We start from the raw sequence: 24,613 nt of genomic DNA on the forward strand, positions 1-24,613 counted from the left end.
TAGAATCATTCTAATTAAAGTGCGAAAAAATTTAAACCCAAATACAAAAATTAAACAAAACTCATTAATATTAATTAATTTGAGCTTGAAAATTTAAAAAACTATATGAAAAAAAAAGTTTATGAATTAATCAGGTTAGAAACAGTTAATTTTTTTATCAAATAATTATAAATATTTTTGTTTGATGAAAATGAAATACAACAAAGATATATACAAAATCTATACTTGGAAAAATTTATTAATGTTTCATTGGATAATAAATCCGGGTTTGGCAATTAACGAACTGATATTAGGACAAAGAGTTCCGAAAATTTCCTTGGAAGATAAAACTTCAGATAAACCGAAAGTTGAAAGAACTTATGTTCCTTGTCCGCATTGTGAAAAATTTCACGATAGCAGAACTTGGTCGCTACAAAATGGAACTGCGTTTAAAAATTGGTTTGGACTTTATTGTAACAATTGTGGTGATATTATTCCATGTTTGACAAATGTTTTGAGTTTCGTTATTCTTATTTTAACCTATCCGTTTTGGGTATGGTTTAAAAATGACTTGAAAAAGAAATGGTTAGAAAAACAAGATGAAAGATATAAAAACCTTGATTTGGAAAGTCCATTAAATCCATTAAAAAAACGAACTTGGATAATATCCGGTTTAATTTGGGGCTTATTAATGTTTATAACAATGACTTTTATTTTTCCTTTTTTTAATGGAGATTCAATTACTTTGAAGAAATCTCTTCTTAGTATTCCAGTGTGGTCAATCGCCGGACTTGGATTTGGATATTCTATGAAGTTTTTTACAACTAAAAAAGGGAAAAATACTGACACCAATAAAGTTTTATAGATAGTGGGATTCAAATCACACTATTTTCAATTTCCATTTGCCTTGTTTAAATAAATAGGCGGCTAAAATTGTCATTACAATTTCGGCAATTATTATTGATAAAAACACCCCTTCTTCTCTCATGCCAAATGGTAAAGAAAGTATGTAAGCTATTGGAATTTCAATTATCCAAAAGCTAATGAAATTGATTTTTGTTGGTGTAATTGTGTCGCCGGCTCCATTAAAGGCATTTGCGAGAACCATTCCAAGTCCATAGGCTATAAATCCGAAACTCACAATTCGTAAACATGACGAACCACTTGAGACCACTACAGGATCATCAATAAATAGTTTTACGAAAAAATCAGGAAAAATCACAAAAATAATCCCCATTATCCCCATAATAATCATGTTTATTTTTCCAGTTATCCAAACCGATTTTTCTGCTCTGTCTGGTTTGTTTGCTCCAAGATTTTGGCCAACAAGTGTAGCAGCAGCATTGCTAATTCCCCATGAGGGAAGTAATGAAAATATTATTATTCTGATTGCAATAGTGTAGCCGGCAACAATTTCGCTTCCGAAAATAGAAATTATTCTTACTAAGCCTATCCAGCTCGAAGTTGCAATAAGATATTGAAAAATACCTCCATAGGAAATCTTAATAAGTTTGCGTATAACTTTAAAATCTATTTTTAAAATTGACAAGTCAAGTTTGATTCTGTGCTTCCCACTAAAAAGTAGATAAAACTGAAAAATTACTGCCGTTCCTCTCCCAATATTTGTAGCAATTGCAGCTCCTTTAACTCCAAGTTCAGGGAACGGACCAATGCCAAAAATCAAAAGTGGATCTAATATTAAATTCAAAATATTTGCCAGCCACAAAACTCGCATAGATATTGCTGCATCGCCGGAACTTCGGAAAATTGCATTAATAATGAACAAGAGCATTATTATTCCATTTCCACCAAGCATAATGGTGGCATATCCCGACATGTTTTCAACAATTTCTGTGCTTGCTCCCATCAATTCTAGAATTTGCTTCGAGAAAATTACACCGGGAATTGCTATGATAGAAGAAAACAAAATTCCAAGTAAAATTGCTTGAAAGGCTGCAATTGACGCATCTCTGTTCTTTTTTTCGCCTATACGGCGTGAAACCAGAGCTGTAGTTGCCATGCTCAGCCCAACACTGATTGCATAAATAATTGTAATTAATGATTCGGTTATGCCAACAGTGGCAACTGCATCGGCACCAAGTTCGGATACAAATTTAATATCAACAACTGCAAATATCGATTCCATGATCATTTCAAGAACCATCGGAATCGACAGAAGGAATATTGCTTTTTTTAAACTTCCTTTTGTGAAATCCTGATCGGAACCACTAATTGCTTTTTTTACATCTTTTAAAAGGTAGTTTATTCGGCTATAATATTTGAGTTTTGCAAAGTTCACAACTTATTATGCGTTCTCGATTAACTCTTTAATATCTTTCCATTTTTGATTATTCATTTTTGCTCCTATAACTTCAATAACCTTTCCCGAAAGAATTGATCCAAAATTTCCGCATTTTTGCATAGCGAAATTGTTGATTAATCCATATAAAAAACCTGCAGCGTAAAGGTCACCTGCGCCTGTTGTGTCGATACTGTTTGCTTCGATTACATCAATTTTATATGTTTCATTTTTTGTTTTTATTAGCGAGCCATGTTTCCCAATTTTTACGATGGCAATATCGCAATATTCTGAAATTTCATTCACTGCATCTTTTGGCTCTTTACCGGTAAAAGCTTTTGCTTCTTCTTCGTTTGCAAAAACAATATCAACATAATTTTTTACCAGAGATTTTAGGAATTCCAAATTTTCTTCTACAACATTAAAGCTTGCCATGTCAATAGAAACAATCAGATTATTCTCTTTTGCAAGTTTCACAGCTTTGTTCAACAAATCGTGATTTTGCACCAAATATCCTTCGATATGAAAATAATCGAATCCTTCGAAAGTCTCCTTTTTGATATCATCGGCAGAAAGTTCAATAGCTGCTCCAAGAAAAGTTGCAAAAGTCCGCTCAGAATCGGGACTAACTAAAGCAATTGCAATTCCCGACTCGTTTTGACTTTTATATAGTTTTGGATTAATTCCACTGTTCTCTAAATCTTCTTTGAAAAAATTACCAAAATTGTCGTTTCCAATTTTTCCAACAAATCCTGTTTCAACGCCAAGTTTAGCCAAACCATGAATAGTGTTGGCTGCAGAACCACCTGATGATTGCCTCTTTTCCAAGTTTTGTGTGCAACTTACAACTCTATTAATAAATTCTTTGTCGGCAAGTTGCATTGAGCCTTTTGCCAAATTCAATTGCTCTAAAAGTTCGTCATTATTCAGAGATGTCATAATATCTACAAGGGCATTGCCCATTCCTAAAACCTTTTTCATAACTGTAAAAAAAATAAAAATATTTTTGCAAAGCTATTGTTTATTTTAAAAATTGCTATTATTTTTGCACCGCAATTTTGAGATTGTATTTTACTTATTGAAATTCCTCATTAGCTCAGTTGGTTAGAGCATCTGACTGTTAATCAGAGGGTCCTTAGTTCGAGTCTAAGATGAGGAGCAAAAGAGGGCAAGTTGAAAAACTTGTCCTCTTTTTGTTTTATAAACTTGTTTTTTTGACAGCTCAGTTGGCTATAGTCCCGATTTGTCGGGATTAGTCAGTGGTTTCTAAGTTCGAGTCATTTACTAAAAAATCCAATAAATTGATACACTTGTGTTAAAATCATTTTTGATAAAAAAACTATACAAAATGCTTTACAGTTTTGCAAATTGCCAAAATTTGAACTTTGATAATAATAAGGTATAATTTTTACCAAAATACTTTTGAAAGAAATAATTATTGTAGTTTATTTGCAAAAAATTTATTAACCAAAATATTTAGTGATGAAAAAAGTAATAATTTTAGTTATCAGTTTCTTAATGACAATAAACATGAGTCGCGCCGATGAAGGCATGTGGCTTTTGTCTTTATTAAACAAGATGAATTTGCAAACAAAAGGGCTAAAACTTAGTCCGGAGCAAATTTATAGCATTAATAATTCAAGTTTGAAAGATGCTGTTGTAGGTTTAGGAAATGAAGGAAATCCATTTGGGTTTTATTGTACCGGAGAAATTGTTTCAGGCAAAGGTTTAATACTTACAAACCATCATTGCGGATTCTCAAGTATTCAAAGCCACAGTACTCCCGAACATGATTATCTTGCTGATGGATTTTGGGCACGTTCAATAGAAGAAGAGCTGATAAATGAATCAACAACTGCTTCAATATTAATTAGAATTGAAGATGTTACAGAACAAATTGCTTCTGAGCTAAAAGATGATATGACTGAAAAAGAACGAAGAAAAGTTATTTCTGAAATTGCAGGTAAAATTGAAGAAGAAGCAACTAAAGATACTGAATATGGCTCATCTGTGAAGTCGATGTTTGGTGGAAACCAGTTTTTCCTTTTTGTTTATGAAACATTTTTAGATGTTCGTCTCGTAGGTGCACCTCCTTCATCTATTGGAAAATTTGGTGGCGACACAGATAATTGGATGTGGCCTCGACATACTGGCGATTTTTCAATGTTCAGAATATATACTGGTCCTGAAGGCAAACCTGCAAAATATGCAAAAGAAAATATCCCACTGAAACCGCGACATTCTTTCCCAATTTCATTGAAAGGAATTGAAGAAAACGATTTTGCTATGGTTATGGGTTTCCCTGGTAGCACTGACAGATATCTTACATCTTATGGAATTAGTGAAGCATTGGATATTACAAATCCTACAAGAATAAAAATACGAGATAAAAAACTGAAAATAATGAAAGAAGGTATTGATGCCTCTCAAAAAACTCGTATTCAGTATGCTGCAAAATATGCACAAACTGCAAACTATTGGAAATATTTCATTGGACAAAGCCAAGGTTTAAAAAGACTTAAAGTTTTAGAACAAAAACAAGAACTTGAAAACAAAATTGCAAGCTGGATCAATGCCGATCAGAAAAGAAAAGAAAAATATGGTGAAGCAATCAAACTTATTGAAGAAGCATATAATTTGAGAAAGGAATATGCAAAAACCAATGCTTTTTATGGTGAATCTGTTTTTCAAGGAGCAGAAATTTTGCTATTTTCATATCAATCTAAAGGAATCTTGAAAGTTTTAGAAAACTCAAAAGACGATCAGGCTGCAATTGATGAAGTATTAAAGGGAATGCAAGAAACAACTGCAGATTATTTCAAGGACTATAATGCATCAATCGACCAAAAATTGCTTGCCGAAATGATGACAATGTTTGTTGCTGAAATCCCGGTAGCACACCAACCGGATATGCTTATAGAAATAAACAAAAAATTCAAAGGCGATTTCGATAAATTTGCAAAGAAAGTATTCGAGAAGTCAGTTTTTGCAGACCAAGCCAGGATGGGAGCATTCTTGAAGAATCCGAAAGCCAAACAGATTGAAAAAGACATGGCATATAAATTAGTAAATTCCTTTATTAAAAAATATATGGATTTAAGAGGAAAACAAGGAAAATTCTCAACTACATTGAATAAAGGAAATCGTTTGTTTATTGCTGCACTTTTAGAGATGGATAAAAATAATATTAACGATTATTATCCAAACGCAAACTCAACAATTCGTTTGACATACGGAACAGTTGGCGATTATATTCCAAGAGATGCTGTTCATTACGACTATTATACAACTCTGAAAGGTTACATTGAAAAAGAAGACCCGAGTACAACCGAATTTGTAGTTCCTGAAAAACTAAAAGAACTTTACTACAAAAAAGATTTTGGAAAATATGCCATGAAAAATGGCGAAATGCCTGTTTGTTTCACTACAAACAACGACATTACCGGTGGAAATTCTGGAAGTCCGGTTTTAAATGCAGATGGCGAACTTATTGGAATAGCATTCGATGGAAATTGGGAAGCAATGAGTGGTGATATAGAATTTGAAGACCAACTGCAAAAATGTATAAATGTTGATATAAGATATGTTATGTTTGTTATTGACAAATATGCAGGAGCAAAAAATTTAATCAAAGAGATGAAGTTAGTTGAGAAGAAACGAGTTCCAATTAAGCATAGTCTTCCGGTAGGAATGTAAAAAAATAATTAATTGAAATATAAATTGAAAGGCTCATTTTATTTTGAGCCTTTTTTTTATGAGAAAAAACAAGTCATGAAAATAAATTTTGTAGAAATATTTGCTGCATTTATGGTGCTTTTTGCAGTAATAGACATTATTGGTTCAATACCAATTATTCTTGGAATAAAAGAAAAAAGTGGAGAAATTAAATCTGAAAAAGCTAGCATTACAGCTTTCATAATAATGTTTTTATTCTTATTCATCGGCGAGCCACTATTAAATATTTTTGGAGTAGATATATCTTCATTTGCAATAGCCGGTGCCATAGTTTTATTTTTGCTATCTATGGAAATGGTTCTTGGAATAGAACTATTCAAAAATGATGAAAGTGGAGGAAATTCTATAGTCCCAATAGCTTTCCCTTTGGTGGCAGGAGCTGGTTCAATAACATCTCTGCTTTCGCTTAAAGCTGAGTATCAGACAATTAATATTGCTATTGCCCTTACTCTAAATTTAATTTTGGTTTATGTAGTTTTAAAATCGACCAAATGGTTTGAGAGAATTCTCGGAAAAGAAGGAATACACATTTTGCGTAAGGTTTTTGGGATAATTCTGTTGGCAATTGCAATTAAACTCTTTATTTCAAATACAGGCATCAATATTTCAAATTAGTTATCTAAAATTTAATATTGAAGGTATTTTTGTATTTCTAAGAATTAATGTAAAAGAAACATTATTTTTGAATTTTAGAGTTAAAGTGTAAACATACGATAGCGAACCTATTATGCCTGAAATTGTAATATATACCGATGGAGCAGCAAGAGGAAATCCTGGCCCCGGAGGCTACGGTATAGTTTTAAAATCGGGAAAACACCGAAAAGAATTGTCGCAGGGATTTAAACATACAACTAACAATCGCATGGAATTGTTGGCTGTGATAGTAGCTCTCGAACAATTAAAAGTTGAAAAAAGCAAGGTAAAGATATATACCGATTCAAGATATGTTGTCGATGCTGTAGAAAAAAGTTGGGTTTTTCAGTGGGAAAAAAAACGATTCAAGAACAAAAAAAATCCAGACCTTTGGCAAAGATTTTTAGAAATTTATCCAAAACACAATGTTAAATTCTTTTGGGTGAAAGGACATTCTAATAATGTTGAAAATGAAAAATGCGACAGATTGGCTGTGGAGGCATCATACAAAGCTGACTTGCTTGAAGATATAGGATATATAAATTCTCAATCACCAGACGCAAATTTGAAATTAGGAATTTGAGATTTCTATTTCAGTGAAAAATAAAATATGAAAACATATGGACTAATTGGGAAAAACTTAAGTCATTCATTTTCGAAACCATTTTTTGAAAAGAAATTTGAAAATGAAAGTATCATAGACTCGGAATATCTAAATTTCACCTTATCAAAAATTGAAGAATTACCCAATTTAATTTCATCATTACCAGATTTATGCGGACTAAATGTAACAATCCCTTACAAGGAAGAGGTTATTAAATATCTTGACAAACTCGACCAAACTGCCTTAGAAATTGGTGCAGTTAATACAATAAAAATCCACAGAACTAAAAACAGAACTGAACTGGTAGGATTTAATACCGACATTTTTGGATTTGAAAATTCTATAAAATCACATATAAATTCTAAAATAAAAAAGGCACTTGTTTTAGGTATGGGAGGTGCTGCAAAATCGGTTGCTTATGTTTTAAAAAAGTTTTCTATTGATATTATATTTGTTTCAAGAAATGCGAATTCGAAAAATTGTATTTCTTTTGAAAATTTATCGCAAGAAGATATTCAGAAATCGCAACTAATTATCAATACAACACCTATTGGAATGTTCCCGGATTGTGAGAATTTTCTGAAAATTCCATATCAATTTATAGGGAAAGAGCAGCTTGTTTTTGATTTAATTTACAATCCTTCGGAAACAATGTTTTTGAAATTTAGCAAACAAAATAAAGCAAAAACAATTAATGGTCTGAAAATGTTGGAACTACAAGCTGAAGAATCTTGGAAAATATTTCAACAACCATTAGAAAAAAATTATACTTTTGGTAAATAAATTAATGCACCGTGGTTGAAAATAATAATATCAGAGGATGACTCTTGAGAAATTGGAAAATGAAAAAATTGAGATTAACTTACTTTTAGAAGCCATTTTTCTAAAATATGGTTACGATTTCAGAAATTATGGAAAAGCTCATATCCGCCGGAGGATAATGCACAGGTTGTCGATATCAGGAATCCCAAACGTATTTGAGTTGTTAAAGAAAGTTTTATATGATGTGGCTTTTTTCAATAAGTTTCTAATGGATTTTTCGATAAATGTTACAGAAATGTTTCGAGATCCTCTGTTTTATAAATCAGTTCGTAAAGAAGTGATTCCTATTTTGAAAACATACCCTTTTCTGAAAATTTGGCATGCAGGATGTTCGTCGGGGGAGGAGGTATATTCCATGGCAATTTTGTTGCAAGAAGAAGGATTGTTAGAAAAAACACAAATTTATGCTACCGATTTCAACCAGTCTATTTTACAAAAAGCAAAAGACGGCATTTACCCAATCAAATATTTGAAAGAATATACATCAAATTATCAAAATGCTGGGGGTTTGGCTTCATTTTCAGATTATTATAATGCTAATTACGATTCGGCAATTTTTCATAATTCATTGAAAAAGAATATTGTTTTTGCAGATCATAATTTAGTTTTCGATGGAGTGTTCGGCGAAATGAATATGATAGTTTGCAGAAATGTTCTCATATATTTCGATAAAGTTTTGCAAAATAAAGTTATCAAACTTTTTAAAGAAAGCCTAATACCCGGCGGTGTTTTATGCTTAGGATCAAAAGAAAGCCTAAAGTTTTCGGAGCAGTACTATTCTTTCGAACCCTTGTTTGAAAAAGAAAAGATTTATAGAAAAGTTTATAAAAAATAAACAACACATTTCATTAAAGTTCTGACTTACTTTTTAGATGAAAAAAAAGAGAAAATATGAGGCTATTGTTATTGGTGTTTCAGCCGGAGGCATGGCAGCATTAAATACTATTATGCCTGCTTTGCCAAAAAATTTCTCTATACCAATTCTTATTGTTCAGCACATTAGCCCAAGAAGCGAAAACTATCTTGTGCACATTTTGAATAATTCTTGCAAACTAAAAGTGAAGGAAGCAGACGAAAAAGAAAAAATTGAAAATGGCAAGGTTTATCTTGCTCCACCAAACTATCATTTCTTGGTAGAAGAGGATTTTACAATTTCTTTATCAACAGAAGAAAGGGTAAATTATGCTCGCCCATCGATAAATGTTCTTTTCGAATCGGCAGCTATTGCATACAAAAATTCCCTTATCGGAGTTATCCTCACCGGAGCAAACAACGATGGAAGCCAAGGTTTAAAAAGCATTAAAGATTATGGTGGATATGTGATTGTTCAAAATCCCAAAACTGCCGAAGTTGAGTCAATGCCAAAAGCTGCATTAAAAGCTACTAAAACTAATAATGTTTTCGAGCTTGAAAAAATTGCAGAAATTTTGATAAGCCTCAGCCAGATGAGTAAATAGACATATTGCAACTTACGAAATCGTCAATAATTGTAAGTTTGAAAATAGATGCAAAAAAATCTCAAATTGAAAAAGTATGGGAATGAGCCATTTAAACTGGCATTAATTCATGGTGGGCCTGGTGCAGCCGGATATATGATGGGAATTGGTAAAATTCTCTCGAAAAAAATCGGAATTATTGAACCTTTTCAAACCGAAACTTCTATTGATAAATTAGTTTTAGAACTTCGTAGATCTATCGAAAATTATTGTAAGATTCCTGTAATTTTGCTTGGACATTCGTGGGGAGCATGGCTGTCGATGATTTTTGCAGCACAATTTCCGAAATATGTTGAGAAGCTAATTTTGGTAAGCACCGGGCCTTTCGAGAAAAAATACATGAACACTACTCAACATATCAGGTTTTCAAGGCTTTCGCCGAAAGATAAAACTGTGATTTTCATGCTTCAGGAAGAAATATTGAGAAGCTCAAATCCTGATTCTGTTTTTCTGAAAATTGGGAAAATCCTATCGAAGACCGATACATTTTCTGCAATTTCTACCGAAAATGAAATCGGCGAAATTGATTACAATATCTTCAAAAATGTGTGGGCAGAAGCCAACAATTTGCGATTGAAAGGTGAATTGATAGAATATATCAAAAAAATAAAATGTCCGGTTTCTGCAATTCACGGAAGTTATGACCCACATCCGGCAATAGGGGTTAAAGATCCACTTTCAAAATATTTAAACGATTTTCAGTTCTATGAATTAGAAAAATGTGGGCATTATCCTTGGAACGAAAAGTTTGCGGTGGATGAGTTTTTTGAGATTTTGGGGAAGGAAATTCCTTAATTCATTTATTCCACAACAATTTTCTCAACTAAAACATCATCCTCATTTCTGATTTTTAGAAAGTAGATTCCATTTTTTAATCCTGAAATATCGACTGAATGTTTGTGATTCTTTTCAGTTATTTTTGTTTCGACAAAATAAATACTTCTGCCGGAAATGTCAAATATTTCAATAAATGTAAAATTCGAATTTACTCCTAAATCAATAAATAAAATATCCTCGCAAGGATTTGGATAAACTTGATAATCTGAGTTTTCAATATTTGAAATATTTGTGGGATCACTAAAATATACAATCAAATTATTCACGATATTCCCAGCTAAATCTTCCACTCCATTGATAGTCATTGTGTAATTTCCTTCCGAGAGTGCTGATACAGTAAGAACAGCCATAGTATTATCGAAAGTGTGTAAGCTTGCATTTTCGACAGTAATATTATGATTTATTGAAAAATTTTCTGCTGCGACACTTGATCCGGCAATATCTTCATTGAAAGTTACATATATTACAGTCTCTGTAGCTATTGAAATATTACTAACAATTGGTGCATAAACGTCTTCAGGTTCCACAACATCATCGGCACTTCTTAGTTCAATTTTATACTCACCAAAATCGAAATTTAAAGGTCCGGTAATGTTATATATCTGACCAATAACATAGCTGTGGCTATAAATCGAAGAATTGTGTATAAGTGCATCGCCACTTCCATCGTTTACAAACCACATTCCATATGTTGTGTCTCGAACGCACATAGCATTTTCGAGTTGTACTAAAACGGCTTCGTATTGTTCGTCTTGCATGGCTCCGGTTTGTACTAACACTGCTTCGGGCAAGCTATTGTTCGCTGAAATATGATAGTATGCTGAAATGTTTTTCATTTCGGTAAGATCGTAATATTCATCAACCTCGGCTGTAATTATTATACTATCTCCAACTGTGGGGAAATGTCCTGAACTGTAAACATAAACTCCGTTCCATGCTCCACTTCCGTTTTGCAAAAAGAAATTTGAACCAAAAGCACCGGTAACTACGCCTGTTATTGAAACTGTTTGCCCTTGGTATGGCGAATTTGTTGTTTGTCCCTGAATGTCGTAAATGCTTGTAAGTGTGCCGGAAAAAGGCTCAGGAGCAACATCATAGTAGCCAAAAAAGTATTTTTCTTCTGTTCCGTCAGAGGCAACAATTTTATAGTAAACTCTGGTATTTTCGAGTTGACCGGGAATTTGCCCAGTATAAATATTTCCGCTTGCACTTAATGAAATTGTATTCGATAAACTGCTCCACGACAAGCCCCAGAAAAGAGTTGCAGAATTTATAGTTCCTCCACTATTATGAGAAATTTCAGATGAAATATTTACAATATCGTTCTCGATGGGATCGGCCGGATCGAGAATTAGGTTTGTAATAATTATTGGATTTGCTGAAACTCCATTCCATATATACTCAGCAAATTCAGGATAATCAATGAAAGGATTTCTGTTTCCTTGCCAGTCGAAAACTATATCGTTTCTGTTTTTTTCAAATTCGTCCGGTGGGTCTTGCAAATTCCATTGTAGCAATGTGGACAATTTTCCGTGTTCAGGGGCAGGATAAGTATTCACAGCATCTACTACTTCAAGGTCAAGTTCTCCATTTGTGCCTTCATAGCGTGTTGCCATATAAAAAATTATTCTTGCTATGTCGCCTTTATCTTCATCACGAGGTTCCCAAGAATCGTTGTCTTTATAACTACCTGTTGGTACCCCTGCATCGTAATATTCTGTTCCTCCTTCATCGAAATCGAGATACGATCTTGCAGAATTTACTGTTGCATCCACTGGTTTTATGCCATGAGCATCTGTTCCGGGACCCATATCTGTTCCAAAATCTCCATGCGATTTTGCCCAAACGTGCTCTCTGTTCCAGTAGTTTAGAGAATCGAGATTTGAGGCAAAATCTGATTTTGGAATAGACCAGCCAGTATAAACTAAAATTATATTGTCAGAATTGTTTGGGTCTTCATCAGACGATTTTAATATTTGTTTTACAGTACCATATTCAAAAGCGGTGTGTCCGTCAATGATATTATGAAGTGCAGTTTTTAGATTTGCTCCATCTAAAGTTTCCGTTCCATTATAATAGTTTGCTGGTTGTGCGAAAACTACGGTTTGAAGTGCTAAAAAGCAAACTAAGAGTGAAATTGATTTTTTCATATTTAAAAACTAATTTTAAGTGAGGTAGTATATCTTCTTCCTAATCCAAAAAACACGGATGCTGATTTTGCATCAAATTCATCTGGATTGTCTGAAATGTAAGAGTCATTATCTAACGCATCGGAAATATATGTTTCATTCAAAGCATTTAAAATGTTGAATGAGAAACTCATATTCTGTCCGAAAATATTAAAACGATAGCCTGCATGAAAATCAACTAATTTGTATGATGGCAATTCCCATGAATCTCGCGGTTCATCAAGGTCTTTTAATATTTCTGGATTAAAATCTGCATAATAGCGAGTAAAATGTGTATATTTTCCTTTCAGATACAATTTTTTTAATGGTTCATAACGAATGCTAAAAGCATATTGTGTTTGAGCGGCATCGCCAACATGAACATTATTTGCATTAAAAGTGTAATTATCATAAAATTCTCCTGACTCATCGAAACGTGTTATTTCAGCATGTGAGTCCCATTTCCAATCTCCTAAAGAAAAAAGACCTTGCAGTTCTAAATTAGAGAAAATTTTCCAAACAAAATCGAGTTCAATTCCTTTATGTATAGCATTTATACCACTAATGTATCCTGTAAGCAGAGTATCATAGTTAAGCCGATTAGTGAATGGTTGAACAGGTTTGTTTTCCCAATTTGTATAATAAGTATTCAAATTTATAGTGAATTTATTACTTTTGTATGCGTACCCAAGCTCAATTGCTTTAACAAGTTCATTATCAATTTTGTTAAGTAGTTTGTTGTCTTGTCCAATTACATTATTAAATCGTGTGGCTTTCGACAAATATCCGAGGTTTATAAAAATATTATTATATTCATTTAAGTTGTAGTTCGCTCCAGACTTAAAAGTAAATCCTGGAATCCATTTCCAAATAGTTTCAGAGTGGCGTGCTTCCGGTGAATTCACAGTATAGCTATTCCCATTATAGTGGACTGTATCGGGAAGAAAGATATTAGGTCCTACCCTCTTGTAGCCTGCTGCTTGAAATAAAATAGTATCTGCAAGGACTATATCTTTCTCTGCGAAATAGTCAATTCTTTTGTAGCCACTATTCGAAGCTGATAGGCTTACAAAACCACTCCAATTGCCTGTTTTATATTCTGCTTGTGCAAAAAGTCCTCCCCATCTGACGAGTCCATCGTTGTGATAAAGGATTTTATCTCCTTCCACTCTTGCAGTATTTGGTGTATTGTTGTTGTTGAGGAACCTACCATCCTCATCGTAATATACCACTCCTCCCAGTAAATCATATACTTCCCTGAAGTGTTCGCCTCTATAACTTCTTAGGTCAATACCTCCAGATAAGTTAAGTTCTTCGCTTAAGTCATAGCTAATAGTAGAAAGAAATCCATACCAATAATGATTATTTCGCGAACTGTATATCATACCAGTTGAAATTTGCTCCTCATTGATAGCAGTATCGTACTGGTTATTATATAATTCCTGCAAATGTACTTGGTTATTAAGGTGGTTTACGCTGCCTGAGAGCCCTGTACCCCCTCCCTGACCAATGGAAACATATAATATATTTGAAATATACAATTTGTCATTAATCGACCATAAATCTTTAAAACTGAATTGGGGTTTATGATAATAATTCACTTTTGTATTAACTTTTTCGCGATTAGCGTGAATTGTGTCTCCATTTTCATCGAGTGTCCATCTTTCTAAATATCCCCAATGTTCGTTATAGTCTAAGCCCATATCAAGTGCAGTTGGTTCAGTATAGTTGGTGTCTGAACCAATTAAATCATCAGCAAAATCTTTGTCGTAGGTGGCAATCTGGCTTTTGTAAGAACGCTGGCCATGGCTTTGGGGTGCTCCCATTGCTGTTGCCGATAGAATATGTTTCCCCAGTTTTTTATCTATTCTTAAAAAATAAAAATATCCTTTAGTCCAGTTTTGTTCTACCCATCCATCGCCTTGTTTGTACGATCCGGCAAGTGTGAAGCCCCAATCGTTTTTTAATTTTCCTGAAGTATAACCAAATGAAGTTCTAAGGAATCCGTCATTTCCAATTTCTTGTTTGATGTTCCCTCCTTTTTTTGCTTCTATGCCTTTTGTAATAATATTTAGTGTTCCGCCAACTGAAGGTATTGCCAGCTTTGACGCTCCCAATCCTCTCTGTATCTGAATGGTACGGGTTACTGCATCGAGCCCAAACCAGTTCGACCAATAAACCCAACCATTTTCCATATCGTTCACAGGAATTCCGTCGAGCATTACGGCAACATTTCTTTGATTAAACCCTCGTATTGTAATTCTGGCATCGCCATCGCCGCCTCCTTGTTGTGTTGCATAAACTCCGGGAGTTGAATTCAAAATCATTGGAATATCTTGGGATGCAAGCTCTTCGTCAATTTTGGCAGGAAGTATATTTGTAAATGCAACCGGGGTTTCACGAGACCTTGCAATATCTCCAACTACTGTTATTTCATCAATTATCATGGTTTCTAAATAGAAATCCAGAAAAATTGATTTTTCTTTTACAAGTAAATGTTTCAATAAAGTTTTGTATCCAACATAAGAAATTTGCAGATCATATTCTCCACTTTCTAATTCGATTGAATATTTTCCATCTAAGTCTGTAACTGTCCCAACTCCTTTTTTTATCAAAACACTTGCTCCGATTAATGTTTCCTGAGTTACTGCATCTCTTATAACTCCACTAAGTTCTACTTTTTCCGCATTTAAAACAATTGATATATTCAATAATAATAGAATTATAAGATATTTTTTCATCTGTTTATATTTAATATGAATTAAGAATTATAAAATTTAGGAGTTGTAAGGTTTTATGATTTCAATTAAAAAAGGTATTAAAAAGAGTTTCCCCCTTTTTAATACCTTATAAATTACTAATTATCTGAAGTCAGAAATTCTAACAATTTATTTGATTATTAGCTTTTTAGTTTGAGTATAGCCATTTGTAAAATTGATTCTAACTATGTATAAACCTTTGTTATAATTACTGCTGTTAATATCAATAGAAGCTTTAGGAATGTCATTTTTCTGTTTGTGAACTATATTTCCGAGGCTATTATAGATTTCTATTGATTCAAATATTTTGTTTGAGCGAATTTTAAATTCTCCATTTATTACCGGATTTGGGAAAAAATAGATTTTATTTTCGACCTGAAAATTGGTGATATTGCTTGTTCCTGCATTTCCGCATTCGCATGTATGTGAACGTAAACTGTCGAAAGTGTTTTTTGGCAAAGAATCCCATTCTAAAGTAGCATTAAAAACATCGGGATTTAGATGAACACCTTCTTTTATTTCGGGCTTACGAATTAAGGTTTGATCTCTTGTCCATAATCTCCACCATTCCCCAAGATCTATAAAATATGGATCAATGTCAGTCCAACCATCGCCTGGGTCTTCGCCAATTTTCCCAATTATATCTAAAATCTCAGATGTAGAAATCTTTTCAAGGGTAACAGCATCATTTCCATTGAAATACATCATTTTGTTATCATCATAAACAGGGCAAAGGAAAATGTCGGCCAAAGCTCTTAGCTCGTCAAAAACAATAGTATCCAATCCTGTGCCATTAGGATTTTGTTTGTCTAAAACTACAACAAGAACGCTATGAGCTTCGAGTATTCCACCTGGGGCAAGACCTATGTAATTTGGACTAAATCCGCCATTTGAATACCTTGACATATGATAGTCGGAAAGATCAATAGCATTATCTGTTGGATTATAAATTTCCAAAGCTTTGTTATTATGGCTTCCTTCAACATATTCAGATATAAACAAATCTGAACAATCTTGTGCAAATAGAAAACTAAGCGAACTAACAAATAAAATTAAAAGTAAATTTCTTTTCATAATTTAATAAATTTCTGTTAAACAATATTTTAATACAATAAATTTCAATTTTAAAACATATACAATAATACAATTTTTAATGGAATAAATACAAATTAATTTGTTAGAAGATTTTGGATTTCACTATTATAAAATATCACTTTATAGAAAAATTGTTTCTGAGCTTGTATAAATCAATTATAATGAAAATAAATGAAGAAATTGAATAAGCAAAAACAAAATTTGCGTAGCTTTATCAGCTTTAATAAACTATAATTTTAGAAATATGATAAAGAAATTATTTGTTCTTTTTGTGCTTATATTCAGTATTATAGGCGCTGACGCAAACCCAATTAAAGATTTAATCAGAAATTCTGGAAATTCGAAAAACTATCCAAAAGACGATCTCTTGATAATTTTTGACAGTACTAAAGTTGATGTTCAAGAAACGGGTTTGAGCTATGTAAATTTTCATGCGCTTTATAAAATTTTAACAACAAAAGGTGCTAAGAGAATGAGTGTTGTAAAATTCGATTATGATCCTTTGTCGGCATTTGTTGAAATTCGCAAGGTTGTTATTTACAGAAAAAGTGGTAAGATTGAAGAGCTTGATGTATCGAACGAATTGGATTATCCGGCACCGGCACGAATGATTTATTGGGGTGCACGTCAGAAAATGCTTGAAATAGGCAGACTTGAAACTGGCGATGCGGTGGAGGTTTTTATGTTTCGCAAAGGTTTTACTTATGCACTTCTTCAGGAAAACGGCGACGAACAATACATTCCACCTATGCGAGGCCATTTCTACGATATTGTGAATTTTTGGAGCAGCGATCCGATTATTACAAAATTTTATCAGACAAAAATTCCTGAAAATAAATTTGTTCAGTATAAATTCTATAATGGAGATGTTGATTCTTTGATTCAGAAAATGGATGGAAAAATCGCATATTCGTTTACCAAAAAGAATATTTCGAAAATTAAAAGAGAACCCGGAATGGTTGCACTGTCGGACATTGCACCAAAATTGCTTATTTCAACAAGTCCCGATTGGGAAGCGAAATCGCAATGGTTTTATGGTGTTAATGAAGATTTTGGCAGCTTCAATTCTACTCCGGAAATAGACAAAAAAATAAAAGAAATTTTACAAGCTGCCACAAATGAATTAGATTCAATATCAAAGCTAACACATTGGGTGGCAGACAATATGCGATATTCCGGAATTTCTATGGGAAAGGGCGAAGGATATACTTTGCATTCGGGAGAAATGAATTTTACCGATCGTTGCGGAGTGTGTAAAGATAAAGCAAGTTTGCTGATAACTTTCCTTCGTGCGGCAGGTTTCGAATCGTATGCTGCTATGACTATGGCCGGTTCGCGAATCGACCGAATTCCTGCCGACCAGTTTAATCATAGTGTTACAATTGTGAAATTGAAGAACGGAAAATATAAAATACTTGATCCTACTTGGGTGCCTTTTGTGAGGGAATTATGGTCGAGCCGCGAGCAGCAGCAAAACTATTTGATGGGCTTGCCCGATGGAGCAGATTTGATGGAAACTCCAATTTCAGCAGCTGAAAATCACTATTATAAAATCATTGGTATTTCGGAATTATTTGCAGATGGAACAATGAAAGGAGAGTTTACATTAGAAGCTGAAGGACAATCTGACGCTGCATTTAGAGGCGGTTTTGTTAGAACTTATTATAATTATTGGTACGGAGTATTTGAAAAAGAACTAATGAAAATTTCTCCCAATATTAAAATTATTGAGATGAACATTCCGGATTTCTATGATTATTCCGATCCTTTGAAAATGAAATTTAAATATGAAATTCCGAATTATGCAATTGTAACCAATGAGGAAATCATTTTTACTCCCATAGTTGCCTCAAACCTTTTTAAACGATTTAATTCGTATTTATATACAAAAACAGATGTTGAAGAAAGAAAATACAACTTTAGAAGTAGTTGCAGCAAACTAATTGAGCTTAATGAAGAAATTAAACTTCCGGCTTTCGCTGAAAGCACTTATTTGCCGGAAGCAGAAAAGGTAGAAGGTAGTGGTGCAGATTATACCGGAAACTATAAAATTGAGAATCAAACTCTAAAACTTAATGAGAAAATTGTTCTGAAAAAGCGAATCTATGAACCTGCCGATTGGGATTCTTATAAAAAAGCAATCGAGTCGCAAAATAAATTTGCAAACGAGCCTGTGATTCTAAAAATCAAGTAAATTAAGGTTCAGAAAATATTTTAATTCAAACAAATATCTAAAAAAAATAGAAATGAAATATAAACACATTTTATTATTAGTGATTTTAGCAAGTCTAATTTCTTGCAATAGCTCGAAAAAAACCGACGATACTACGGACATGTTCCCCAATGCCGATGCAGTATATATAAATATGACTAAGGAATATCAATTAAACGAGGATGGAACAATTTTATATAATTATTCTCATCGTTTGAAATATCTATCATATTTTTCATTCAATAGAAAGTATGGAGAAACTTTCATAGCTTATAATCCTGAATTTCAGGACTTAAAAATAAATATTAGCCAAACTACAATGGCTGATGGAAAATTAGTGAAAGCTCCGGGAAATGCTTTCAATGAAGTTTTGCCTTCATATGCAGCAAATGCGCCTGCCTTCAATCACTTGCGTGAAATGGTTGTTACTCACACTGCTTTAGAAAAAAATTCAATCGTAGATTTGGATTATACTATTACAAATAAATCGGAATCTCTTCCTGCTTTAATGGGAAGCGAAAATATTAGCAGTTCTTCGCCAGTCAAGAATTTTCAAATAATAGTTAAAATTCCTAAGGACAAATTGCTGAAATATGAACTTTTAAATGACACTTTGAATCCCAAAATCGAAGCAATAGAAAATTACACCTTATATAAATGGGAATTTAAAAATGTATCTGCTGATGTTCATGAGCTATTGCAATCGGGCAAAACTCACCCAAAACTACTGTTTAGTACTGCAAATTCCGAAGAGGTATTTTCCGATTTTGTCTCTCAGGAAGCATTTTCATACAATATTGGCGAAAGCGAAAAAAAATGGGTGAGAAAAAATACAGGTTTATATAAAGATGAATTTCAGTATATTAAAACAATTCAAAAAGCTGTAGTAAACGATTTAAACTTTTGGAATATTCCATTAGATATTTGCGGCTACAAAATTAGAACAACAAACGAAACCTGGGAATCGAATGGTGGAACTAAACTCGAAAAAACTCTTCTACTGTGCGCACTTCTCAGTCAGGCAAATATTAGTGCCGAGCCGGTTGTTATGATTCCTAATAATTGTTATAATCAAAATATTGGTTTGTTGGAGTTCTATGATTTTTTTGTGAAAATTAAACTTAGAAATGAGATAGTTCATTATTTCTCTGCAATAAATATGAACTCCCAAGATGAGATTTTTAGCAATCCAAATAAAACAATTATTCCTTTAAATATTAATAATAGAGAAGTTGTAGAAACTTCCAGAAATTTAGTTAATGAAGTTATAGTAGATTATAATTTCGAGCTAAATAGTTCACTTTCTGTATCGGGGAATGCAATTTTGTCTTTAAACAATGAAAACAATCCGTATGTCGAATTGCAAACAGATGAGTCAAAAGTAAAAAAACTATTGTCATCCTTGGCTGTAAAAAGTTTCGAGATTGTAGAAAGTACGCCACATCAATTGCAAGTAAAATACAATTTTGATGGAGACAAACCTTTTAGAGAACACGGGAGCTATTATTTTTGGAATTTGCCTTCTCAAACTCAAGGTATTAGGAAATTGCATATCGAACAACTCGCAGAAAATAGAACAACAGATTTAGAGTTGGAAAAATTAATCGTTGAAAAATATACATATTCTGTCGAATTGCCTGAAAACTACAAACTTGTTTCTCCTTTGAAAAATTTCAGCGAAAAAAATAATGTAGGAGAACTTGCTATGAATTTTTCAATTCAAGACAATTTATTAAAACTTGAAAGGTCTATTAAATTAAACAAAAAGAATATTCATAAAACAGAGTATAAGCATTTTAGAAAATTATTTTCTATTTGGACGAACAGCAAAAACTGGGAGTTGATTATTAAGAAAACTGAATAATTGTTGCACAAAAAAAATCCTGCTTTGTACTGAAAAAAGCAGGATTTTTTTTGAGAATCATTTTAAAATAGAATTTCATTTATTTTTAATTTTATTCAAAAACGGATGATAATCTCCTCTAAGGCCTATTGGTTTTGCATGACGTATGTCGAAAACAGTTTCGATGCTTGGTCTTGCTTCCTGCAGCCCAAAACCTTTCCCCTTTAATATTTCTTCATAACTTCTTGTGTGCAAATCAGTAAATCCGCCGCTAAATTCAATCTCTTTATTTTCAACGGTTATTGTCCTGAAGGTTCGTTGTCCCGCTTTCTTAACTTCTGCCGGAACATCTTCGTACTCTAAACTTAATAGCCATCGAACATTTGCTTTTTCGAGGTGTAGCAGTCCTGCAACGCGTTTGCCGTTTGCAAAATGAACTTTATTTCTTTGTACTTTTCCAAAAATCCACGACAACATATCGAAAAAGTGAACGCCAATATTTGTGGCAATTCCGCCCGATTTTTGGTCTTCGCCTTTCCAACTGTTGTGATACCAATGTCCGCGCGAAGTGATATAGGTTAGGTCAATATCGTAGATTTTATCCTTAGGTCCCTTATCAATTTCTTCTTTAAGTTTAATAATGCTGTGGTGTAGCCTCAATTGCAAAATATTATAAATGTCCTTACCTGTTTCTTTTTCTATCTCCTGAAGTGCATCAATATTCCATGGATTCAAAACTAAAGGTTTTTCACATATTGCATCAGCATTTTGTTTCAGAGCAAAACGAATGTGAGAATCGTGCAAATAGTTTGGTGTACAGATGCTTACATAATCGACTTTTTTTCCTGTTCTGCGAAGTTTGTCGATATGTCTATCGAAGCGTTCATATTCGGTAAAAAAATCTGCATCAGGAAAATAGCTGTCAATTATCCCAACACTATCAAATTTGTCTAAAGCTGAGATTAAATTGTTCTTAGTTTCTTTAATGGCTTTCATGTGTCGTACTGCAATAAATCCGGCAGCACCTATTAAAGCAAAGTTTTTCATAATTCTATTGTGCTCTTAGTTTTTAAAAAATTGTAAATTATAGTTTTGTGAAGATTAGTTTTCGAAAAAGTTATATTATCTTTTTCACTTCATTATGTTCAATTTTGTATTTCTCATTGCTTTCGGGGCAAATAGCAATATTATTTTCGTCGAAACTTAATCGGTGTCCGAATTCGCTCATCCAGCCAATGTGTCGGGCAGGATTTCCAACAACGAGAGAGTATGCTTTAATTTCTTTTGTAACCACTGCACCGGCTCCAACAAATGAAAATTTCCCAATATTATTACCACAAACAATTGTGCAATTTGCTCCGAGAGAAGCTCCTTCGCCTACTATTGTTTTTAAATATTCATCTCGCCTAATAACTGCACTTCTTGGATTTATAACATTTGTAAAAACCATTGAAGGCCCAAGGAATACATCGTCTTCGCAAATTACACCTGTATAAATCGACACATTATTTTGAACTTTTACATTGTTGCCGAGAACAACATCTGGAGAAACTACAACATTTTGTCCGATATTACATTTTTCGCCAATTTTACAATTTGACATAATGTGCGAAAAATGCCAAATTTTTGAACCTTTCCCAATTTCACAATTATCATCGATTACCGAAGTTTCGTGAGCGAAATATTCTTTCTCTATCATCTTTTTAGTTTATAAAATTCAAAAAGTTTTCTGTAATATAATTTAATTGTTCATTGTCCATTTCTGTGTGCATTGGTAGAGAAATTACGGTTTCGGAAAGCAGTTCAGTTACAGGGAAATCTCCGGTTTTATATCTTTCATCTTTATATGCTTTTTGCAGGTGCATTGGCACAGGATAGTAAATCATGGCAGGAATACCTTTCGATTTCAAATTCTCAATCAATTTAGCTCTATCAACATTTTTAGTTTTTAAAGTATATTGATGAAAAACGTGGGTAGTATCGCTACTTGTTATTGGCGTGATAATATTTTCGTGGTTTTTGAAAGCATTATTGTAAAAACTTGCGGCTTTTTGTCTTGCAAGTATATAATCGTCTAAGTGTTTCAACTTGATTTTTAAAATAGCAGCCTGAAGCGAGTCCAATCTGGAATTTACTCCGACTCTATCGTGATAATATCTGACTTTCATTCCATGATTTACGATTGAGAGAAGTTTTTCTGCCAATTCATCGTTGTTTGTCAAAATTGCACCGCCATCGCCATAGCCTCCAAGATTTTTCGATGGAAAAAATGATGTAGTTCCAACATCTCCAATTGTTCCGGCTTTTACTTTTTTATTTTCATTGAAAGAATAATCTGCACCGATAGCTTGAGCATTATCTTCAATAACATAAAGATTGTGCTGTTTTGCAATTTTCATAATGCTGTTCATATCAGAACATTGCCCAAATAGATGGACAGGGACAATTGCCTTAGTCTTTTTTGTAATAGCTTTTTCAACCGATTTTGGGTCGATATTGAATGTGTCATAATCTACATCAACCAAAATAGGTTTTAATCCGAGCAAACCAATAACTTCTACTGTTGCAATAAATGTAAAACTTGTAGTAATTACCTCATCGCCGGGTTTTAAATCTAAACCCATCATTGAAATTTGCAGAGCATCGGTTCCATTTCCGCAGGGGATTACATGTTTTACATTCAAGTATGATTCTAAATTGGCTTTAAATGACTTAACCTCAGGACCATTAATAAATGCTGTGGATGCAATTACACTTTCGAGAGCATTATCAACTTCCGGTTTTATTTTTAAATATTGACTGTATAGGTCAACCATTTTGATTTCTTTCATAGTCTATTTTTCTAAGCCGGCAAATATAAATATTTTAATTATTTAATCATGTCATTTTCAATTAACAATGAAGTTCTTATTTGTTAAAATATGTTTTTCTTTTTAAATTCCTATATTCACAAATTTCTGAAATTATACATATTAGAAATTTGCATTATTTCTACTATTCTATTTTCAATTTATTTGTAAAAAACTTCAAATTTTAAAAATCAGTATATTTCAATGATTAGTCAATTTATTCAAAAATGAAAATAAAATACTACTTTTGTTATAATTTAATTTAAAGATGTAGATAATGAATTTATTTATAATAGCTGGTTTTGTTGGTCCTTGGCAAATTGCTTTAATAGTATTGGCTGTATTACTACTTTTTGGTGGAAAAAAAATCCCGGAGCTAATGAAAGGATTGGGACAAGGAATGAAGGAATTTAAAAAAGCCACTAAAAAAGAAGATGAGGAGAAAAACGAAAACTTAAATAACTAATTTTTCTTTTCAGGAAATTTAGTTCAAATTTATGTTTTTTTCTATTTCTCAAATACAGAAACTTCTTTTCAGTAACAAGTGTTCGTTGAAGAATGTAGTTGATTTTTATTTAAAAAATATAAAACTCAATGAGCATTTGAATGCTTTTCTTGAAGTTTTTGAAAATGAAGCTTTTGAACGGGCTTTAGCAATTGAAGAAAAAATAAAAAATCGCACTGCAGGTAGTTTAGTAGGATTAGTTGTTGGGATTAAAGACAATATTTGTTATGAAAATCACAAACTATCGGCTGCCTCCAAAATGTTGGAAAACTTTGTCTCAACTTACAGTGCGTTTGTTGTAAGACGATTAATAGAAGAAGATGTAATTATTATTGGAAGGCTTAATTGCGATGAATTTGCAATTGGCAGTTCAAATGAGAAATCGGCATTCGGAAAAGTTTTAAATCCCTTAGATAATACAAAAGTTCCGGGAGGTTCATCTGGCGGACCTGCTGCTGCGGTAGCTGCAAATTTGTGCTTGTCGGCTCTTGGCTCAGACACCGGTGGTTCTATCAGACAACCTGCTTCTTATACCGGACTTGTAGCAATAAAGCCAAGCTACGGGCGTGTTTCAAGGCAAGGACTTGTTTCATACGCTTCGTCTTTAGACCAAATTGGTGTGATTTCTCAAAACATTGGATATACCGGTCATGTTGACCCCTCAATCCGGCCATATTGACCCCTCTAGATTTTGGTTTTAAAGAACGCTTTAATATGACAAAATTTCAGTTTACAAAATCATTTTTTCATACTTCAAATTTACTTTTTTTTCTTAAA

General features: G+C 33.0%; 20 protein-coding genes and 1 tRNA gene. 13 read left to right on the forward strand and 8 right to left on the reverse strand.

Translation table 11 applies throughout. From position 1 onward, the window contains the following. The first annotated feature begins 190 nt into the window (after positions 1-190). Positions 191-844, forward strand: coding sequence for a hypothetical protein (locus tag HN894_16415; GenBank protein ID MBT7144908.1), 654 nt, complete (start codon positions 191-193; stop codon positions 842-844). A gap of 15 nt (positions 845-859) precedes the next feature. On the opposite strand, the gene HN894_16420 is transcribed toward HN894_16415, so the two are convergent. Beyond that, positions 860-2,143 carry an MATE family efflux transporter gene (locus tag HN894_16420; protein MBT7144909.1) on the reverse strand — a complete coding sequence of 428 codons (1,284 nt, stop codon included), beginning with the start codon at positions 2,141-2,143 and terminating at the stop codon, positions 860-862. 141 nt (positions 2,144-2,284) lie between these two features. Then, positions 2,285-3,259 (reverse strand): adenosine kinase, encoded by a 975-nt coding sequence (locus HN894_16425; GenBank protein MBT7144910.1) that lies wholly within the window; start codon positions 3,257-3,259, stop codon positions 2,285-2,287. A 104-nt stretch (positions 3,260-3,363) separates the two neighbouring features. On the opposite strand from HN894_16425, the gene HN894_16430 reads away from it, so the two are divergent. The 8 genes from HN894_16430 to HN894_16465 all read left to right on the forward strand — a co-directional run bounded on the left by HN894_16430 (position 3,364) and on the right by HN894_16465 (position 10,363). Next, positions 3,364-3,437, forward strand: a tRNA-Asn gene (locus HN894_16430). A 323-nt stretch (positions 3,438-3,760) separates the two neighbouring features. Then, the gene (locus HN894_16435) at positions 3,761-5,974 is read left to right on the forward strand and encodes a S46 family peptidase (GenBank protein MBT7144911.1); all 2,214 of its coding nucleotides are present in this window, start codon (positions 3,761-3,763) and stop codon (positions 5,972-5,974) included. A 75-nt stretch (positions 5,975-6,049) separates the two neighbouring features. Further along, positions 6,050-6,628, forward strand: a complete 579-nt coding sequence (locus HN894_16440) for a MarC family protein (protein ID MBT7144912.1) — start codon at positions 6,050-6,052, stop codon at positions 6,626-6,628. Between the two features lie 112 nt (positions 6,629-6,740). Beyond that, positions 6,741-7,229 carry a ribonuclease HI gene (gene rnhA, locus HN894_16445; protein ID MBT7144913.1) on the forward strand — a complete coding sequence of 163 codons (489 nt, stop codon included), beginning with the start codon at positions 6,741-6,743 and terminating at the stop codon, positions 7,227-7,229. 27 nt (positions 7,230-7,256) lie between these two features. Beyond that, positions 7,257-8,033 carry a shikimate dehydrogenase gene (locus HN894_16450; protein ID MBT7144914.1) on the forward strand — a complete coding sequence of 259 codons (777 nt, stop codon included), beginning with the start codon at positions 7,257-7,259 and terminating at the stop codon, positions 8,031-8,033. 37 nt (positions 8,034-8,070) lie between these two features. Then, positions 8,071-8,907, forward strand: coding sequence for a protein-glutamate O-methyltransferase CheR (locus HN894_16455; GenBank protein MBT7144915.1), 837 nt, complete (start codon positions 8,071-8,073; stop codon positions 8,905-8,907). A gap of 37 nt (positions 8,908-8,944) precedes the next feature. Beyond that, positions 8,945-9,529 (forward strand): chemotaxis protein CheB, encoded by a 585-nt coding sequence (locus tag HN894_16460; GenBank protein MBT7144916.1) that lies wholly within the window; start codon positions 8,945-8,947, stop codon positions 9,527-9,529. A gap of 66 nt (positions 9,530-9,595) precedes the next feature. After that, positions 9,596-10,363, forward strand: a complete 768-nt coding sequence (locus HN894_16465) for an alpha/beta hydrolase (protein ID MBT7144917.1) — start codon at positions 9,596-9,598, stop codon at positions 10,361-10,363. A 5-nt stretch (positions 10,364-10,368) separates the two neighbouring features. Here the strand turns inward: HN894_16465 and HN894_16470 are convergent, their stop codons facing one another. The 3 genes from HN894_16470 to HN894_16480 all read right to left on the reverse strand — a co-directional run bounded on the left by HN894_16470 (position 10,369) and on the right by HN894_16480 (position 16,406). Beyond that, the gene (locus tag HN894_16470) at positions 10,369-12,555 is read right to left on the reverse strand and encodes a T9SS type A sorting domain-containing protein (protein ID MBT7144918.1); all 2,187 of its coding nucleotides are present in this window, start codon (positions 12,553-12,555) and stop codon (positions 10,369-10,371) included. 2 nt (positions 12,556-12,557) lie between these two features. Continuing rightward, on the reverse strand, positions 12,558-15,314 hold the full coding sequence (locus HN894_16475; protein MBT7144919.1) for a TonB-dependent receptor: 2,757 nt from the start codon (positions 15,312-15,314) through the stop codon (positions 12,558-12,560). Positions 15,315-15,461: 147 nt separating this feature from the next. After that, positions 15,462-16,406 carry a T9SS type A sorting domain-containing protein gene (locus HN894_16480; protein MBT7144920.1) on the reverse strand — a complete coding sequence of 315 codons (945 nt, stop codon included), beginning with the start codon at positions 16,404-16,406 and terminating at the stop codon, positions 15,462-15,464. 268 nt (positions 16,407-16,674) lie between these two features. On the opposite strand from HN894_16480, the gene HN894_16485 reads away from it, so the two are divergent. After that, complete coding sequence (locus HN894_16485; GenBank protein ID MBT7144921.1) at positions 16,675-18,621, forward strand: DUF3857 and transglutaminase domain-containing protein; 1,947 nt, start codon at positions 16,675-16,677, stop codon at positions 18,619-18,621. A 52-nt stretch (positions 18,622-18,673) separates the two neighbouring features. Then, positions 18,674-20,503 (forward strand): DUF3857 domain-containing protein, encoded by a 1,830-nt coding sequence (locus tag HN894_16490; GenBank protein MBT7144922.1) that lies wholly within the window; start codon positions 18,674-18,676, stop codon positions 20,501-20,503. A gap of 75 nt (positions 20,504-20,578) precedes the next feature. Here HN894_16490 and HN894_16495 read toward each other — a convergent pair whose 3' ends face one another. From HN894_16495 to HN894_16505, 3 genes are all read right to left on the reverse strand, one after another. Then, positions 20,579-21,529, reverse strand: a complete 951-nt coding sequence (locus HN894_16495) for a Gfo/Idh/MocA family oxidoreductase (GenBank protein ID MBT7144923.1) — start codon at positions 21,527-21,529, stop codon at positions 20,579-20,581. A 70-nt stretch (positions 21,530-21,599) separates the two neighbouring features. Then, positions 21,600-22,181, reverse strand: a complete 582-nt coding sequence (locus HN894_16500) for an N-acetyltransferase (protein MBT7144924.1) — start codon at positions 22,179-22,181, stop codon at positions 21,600-21,602. Between the two features lie 4 nt (positions 22,182-22,185). After that, positions 22,186-23,313 (reverse strand): DegT/DnrJ/EryC1/StrS family aminotransferase, encoded by a 1,128-nt coding sequence (locus tag HN894_16505; GenBank protein MBT7144925.1) that lies wholly within the window; start codon positions 23,311-23,313, stop codon positions 22,186-22,188. Positions 23,314-23,608: 295 nt separating this feature from the next. On the opposite strand from HN894_16505, the gene HN894_16510 reads away from it, so the two are divergent. Further along, positions 23,609-23,797 (forward strand): twin-arginine translocase TatA/TatE family subunit, encoded by a 189-nt coding sequence (locus tag HN894_16510; protein MBT7144926.1) that lies wholly within the window; start codon positions 23,609-23,611, stop codon positions 23,795-23,797. Between the two features lie 31 nt (positions 23,798-23,828). Continuing rightward, positions 23,829-24,515, forward strand: a complete 687-nt coding sequence (locus HN894_16515; protein ID MBT7144927.1) for a hypothetical protein — start codon at positions 23,829-23,831, stop codon at positions 24,513-24,515. Positions 24,516-24,613 lie beyond the last annotated feature (98 nt).

This window comes from Bacteroidota bacterium (assembly GCA_018692315.1).
Lineage (GTDB): Bacteria > Bacteroidota > Bacteroidia > Bacteroidales > JABHKC01 > JABHKC01.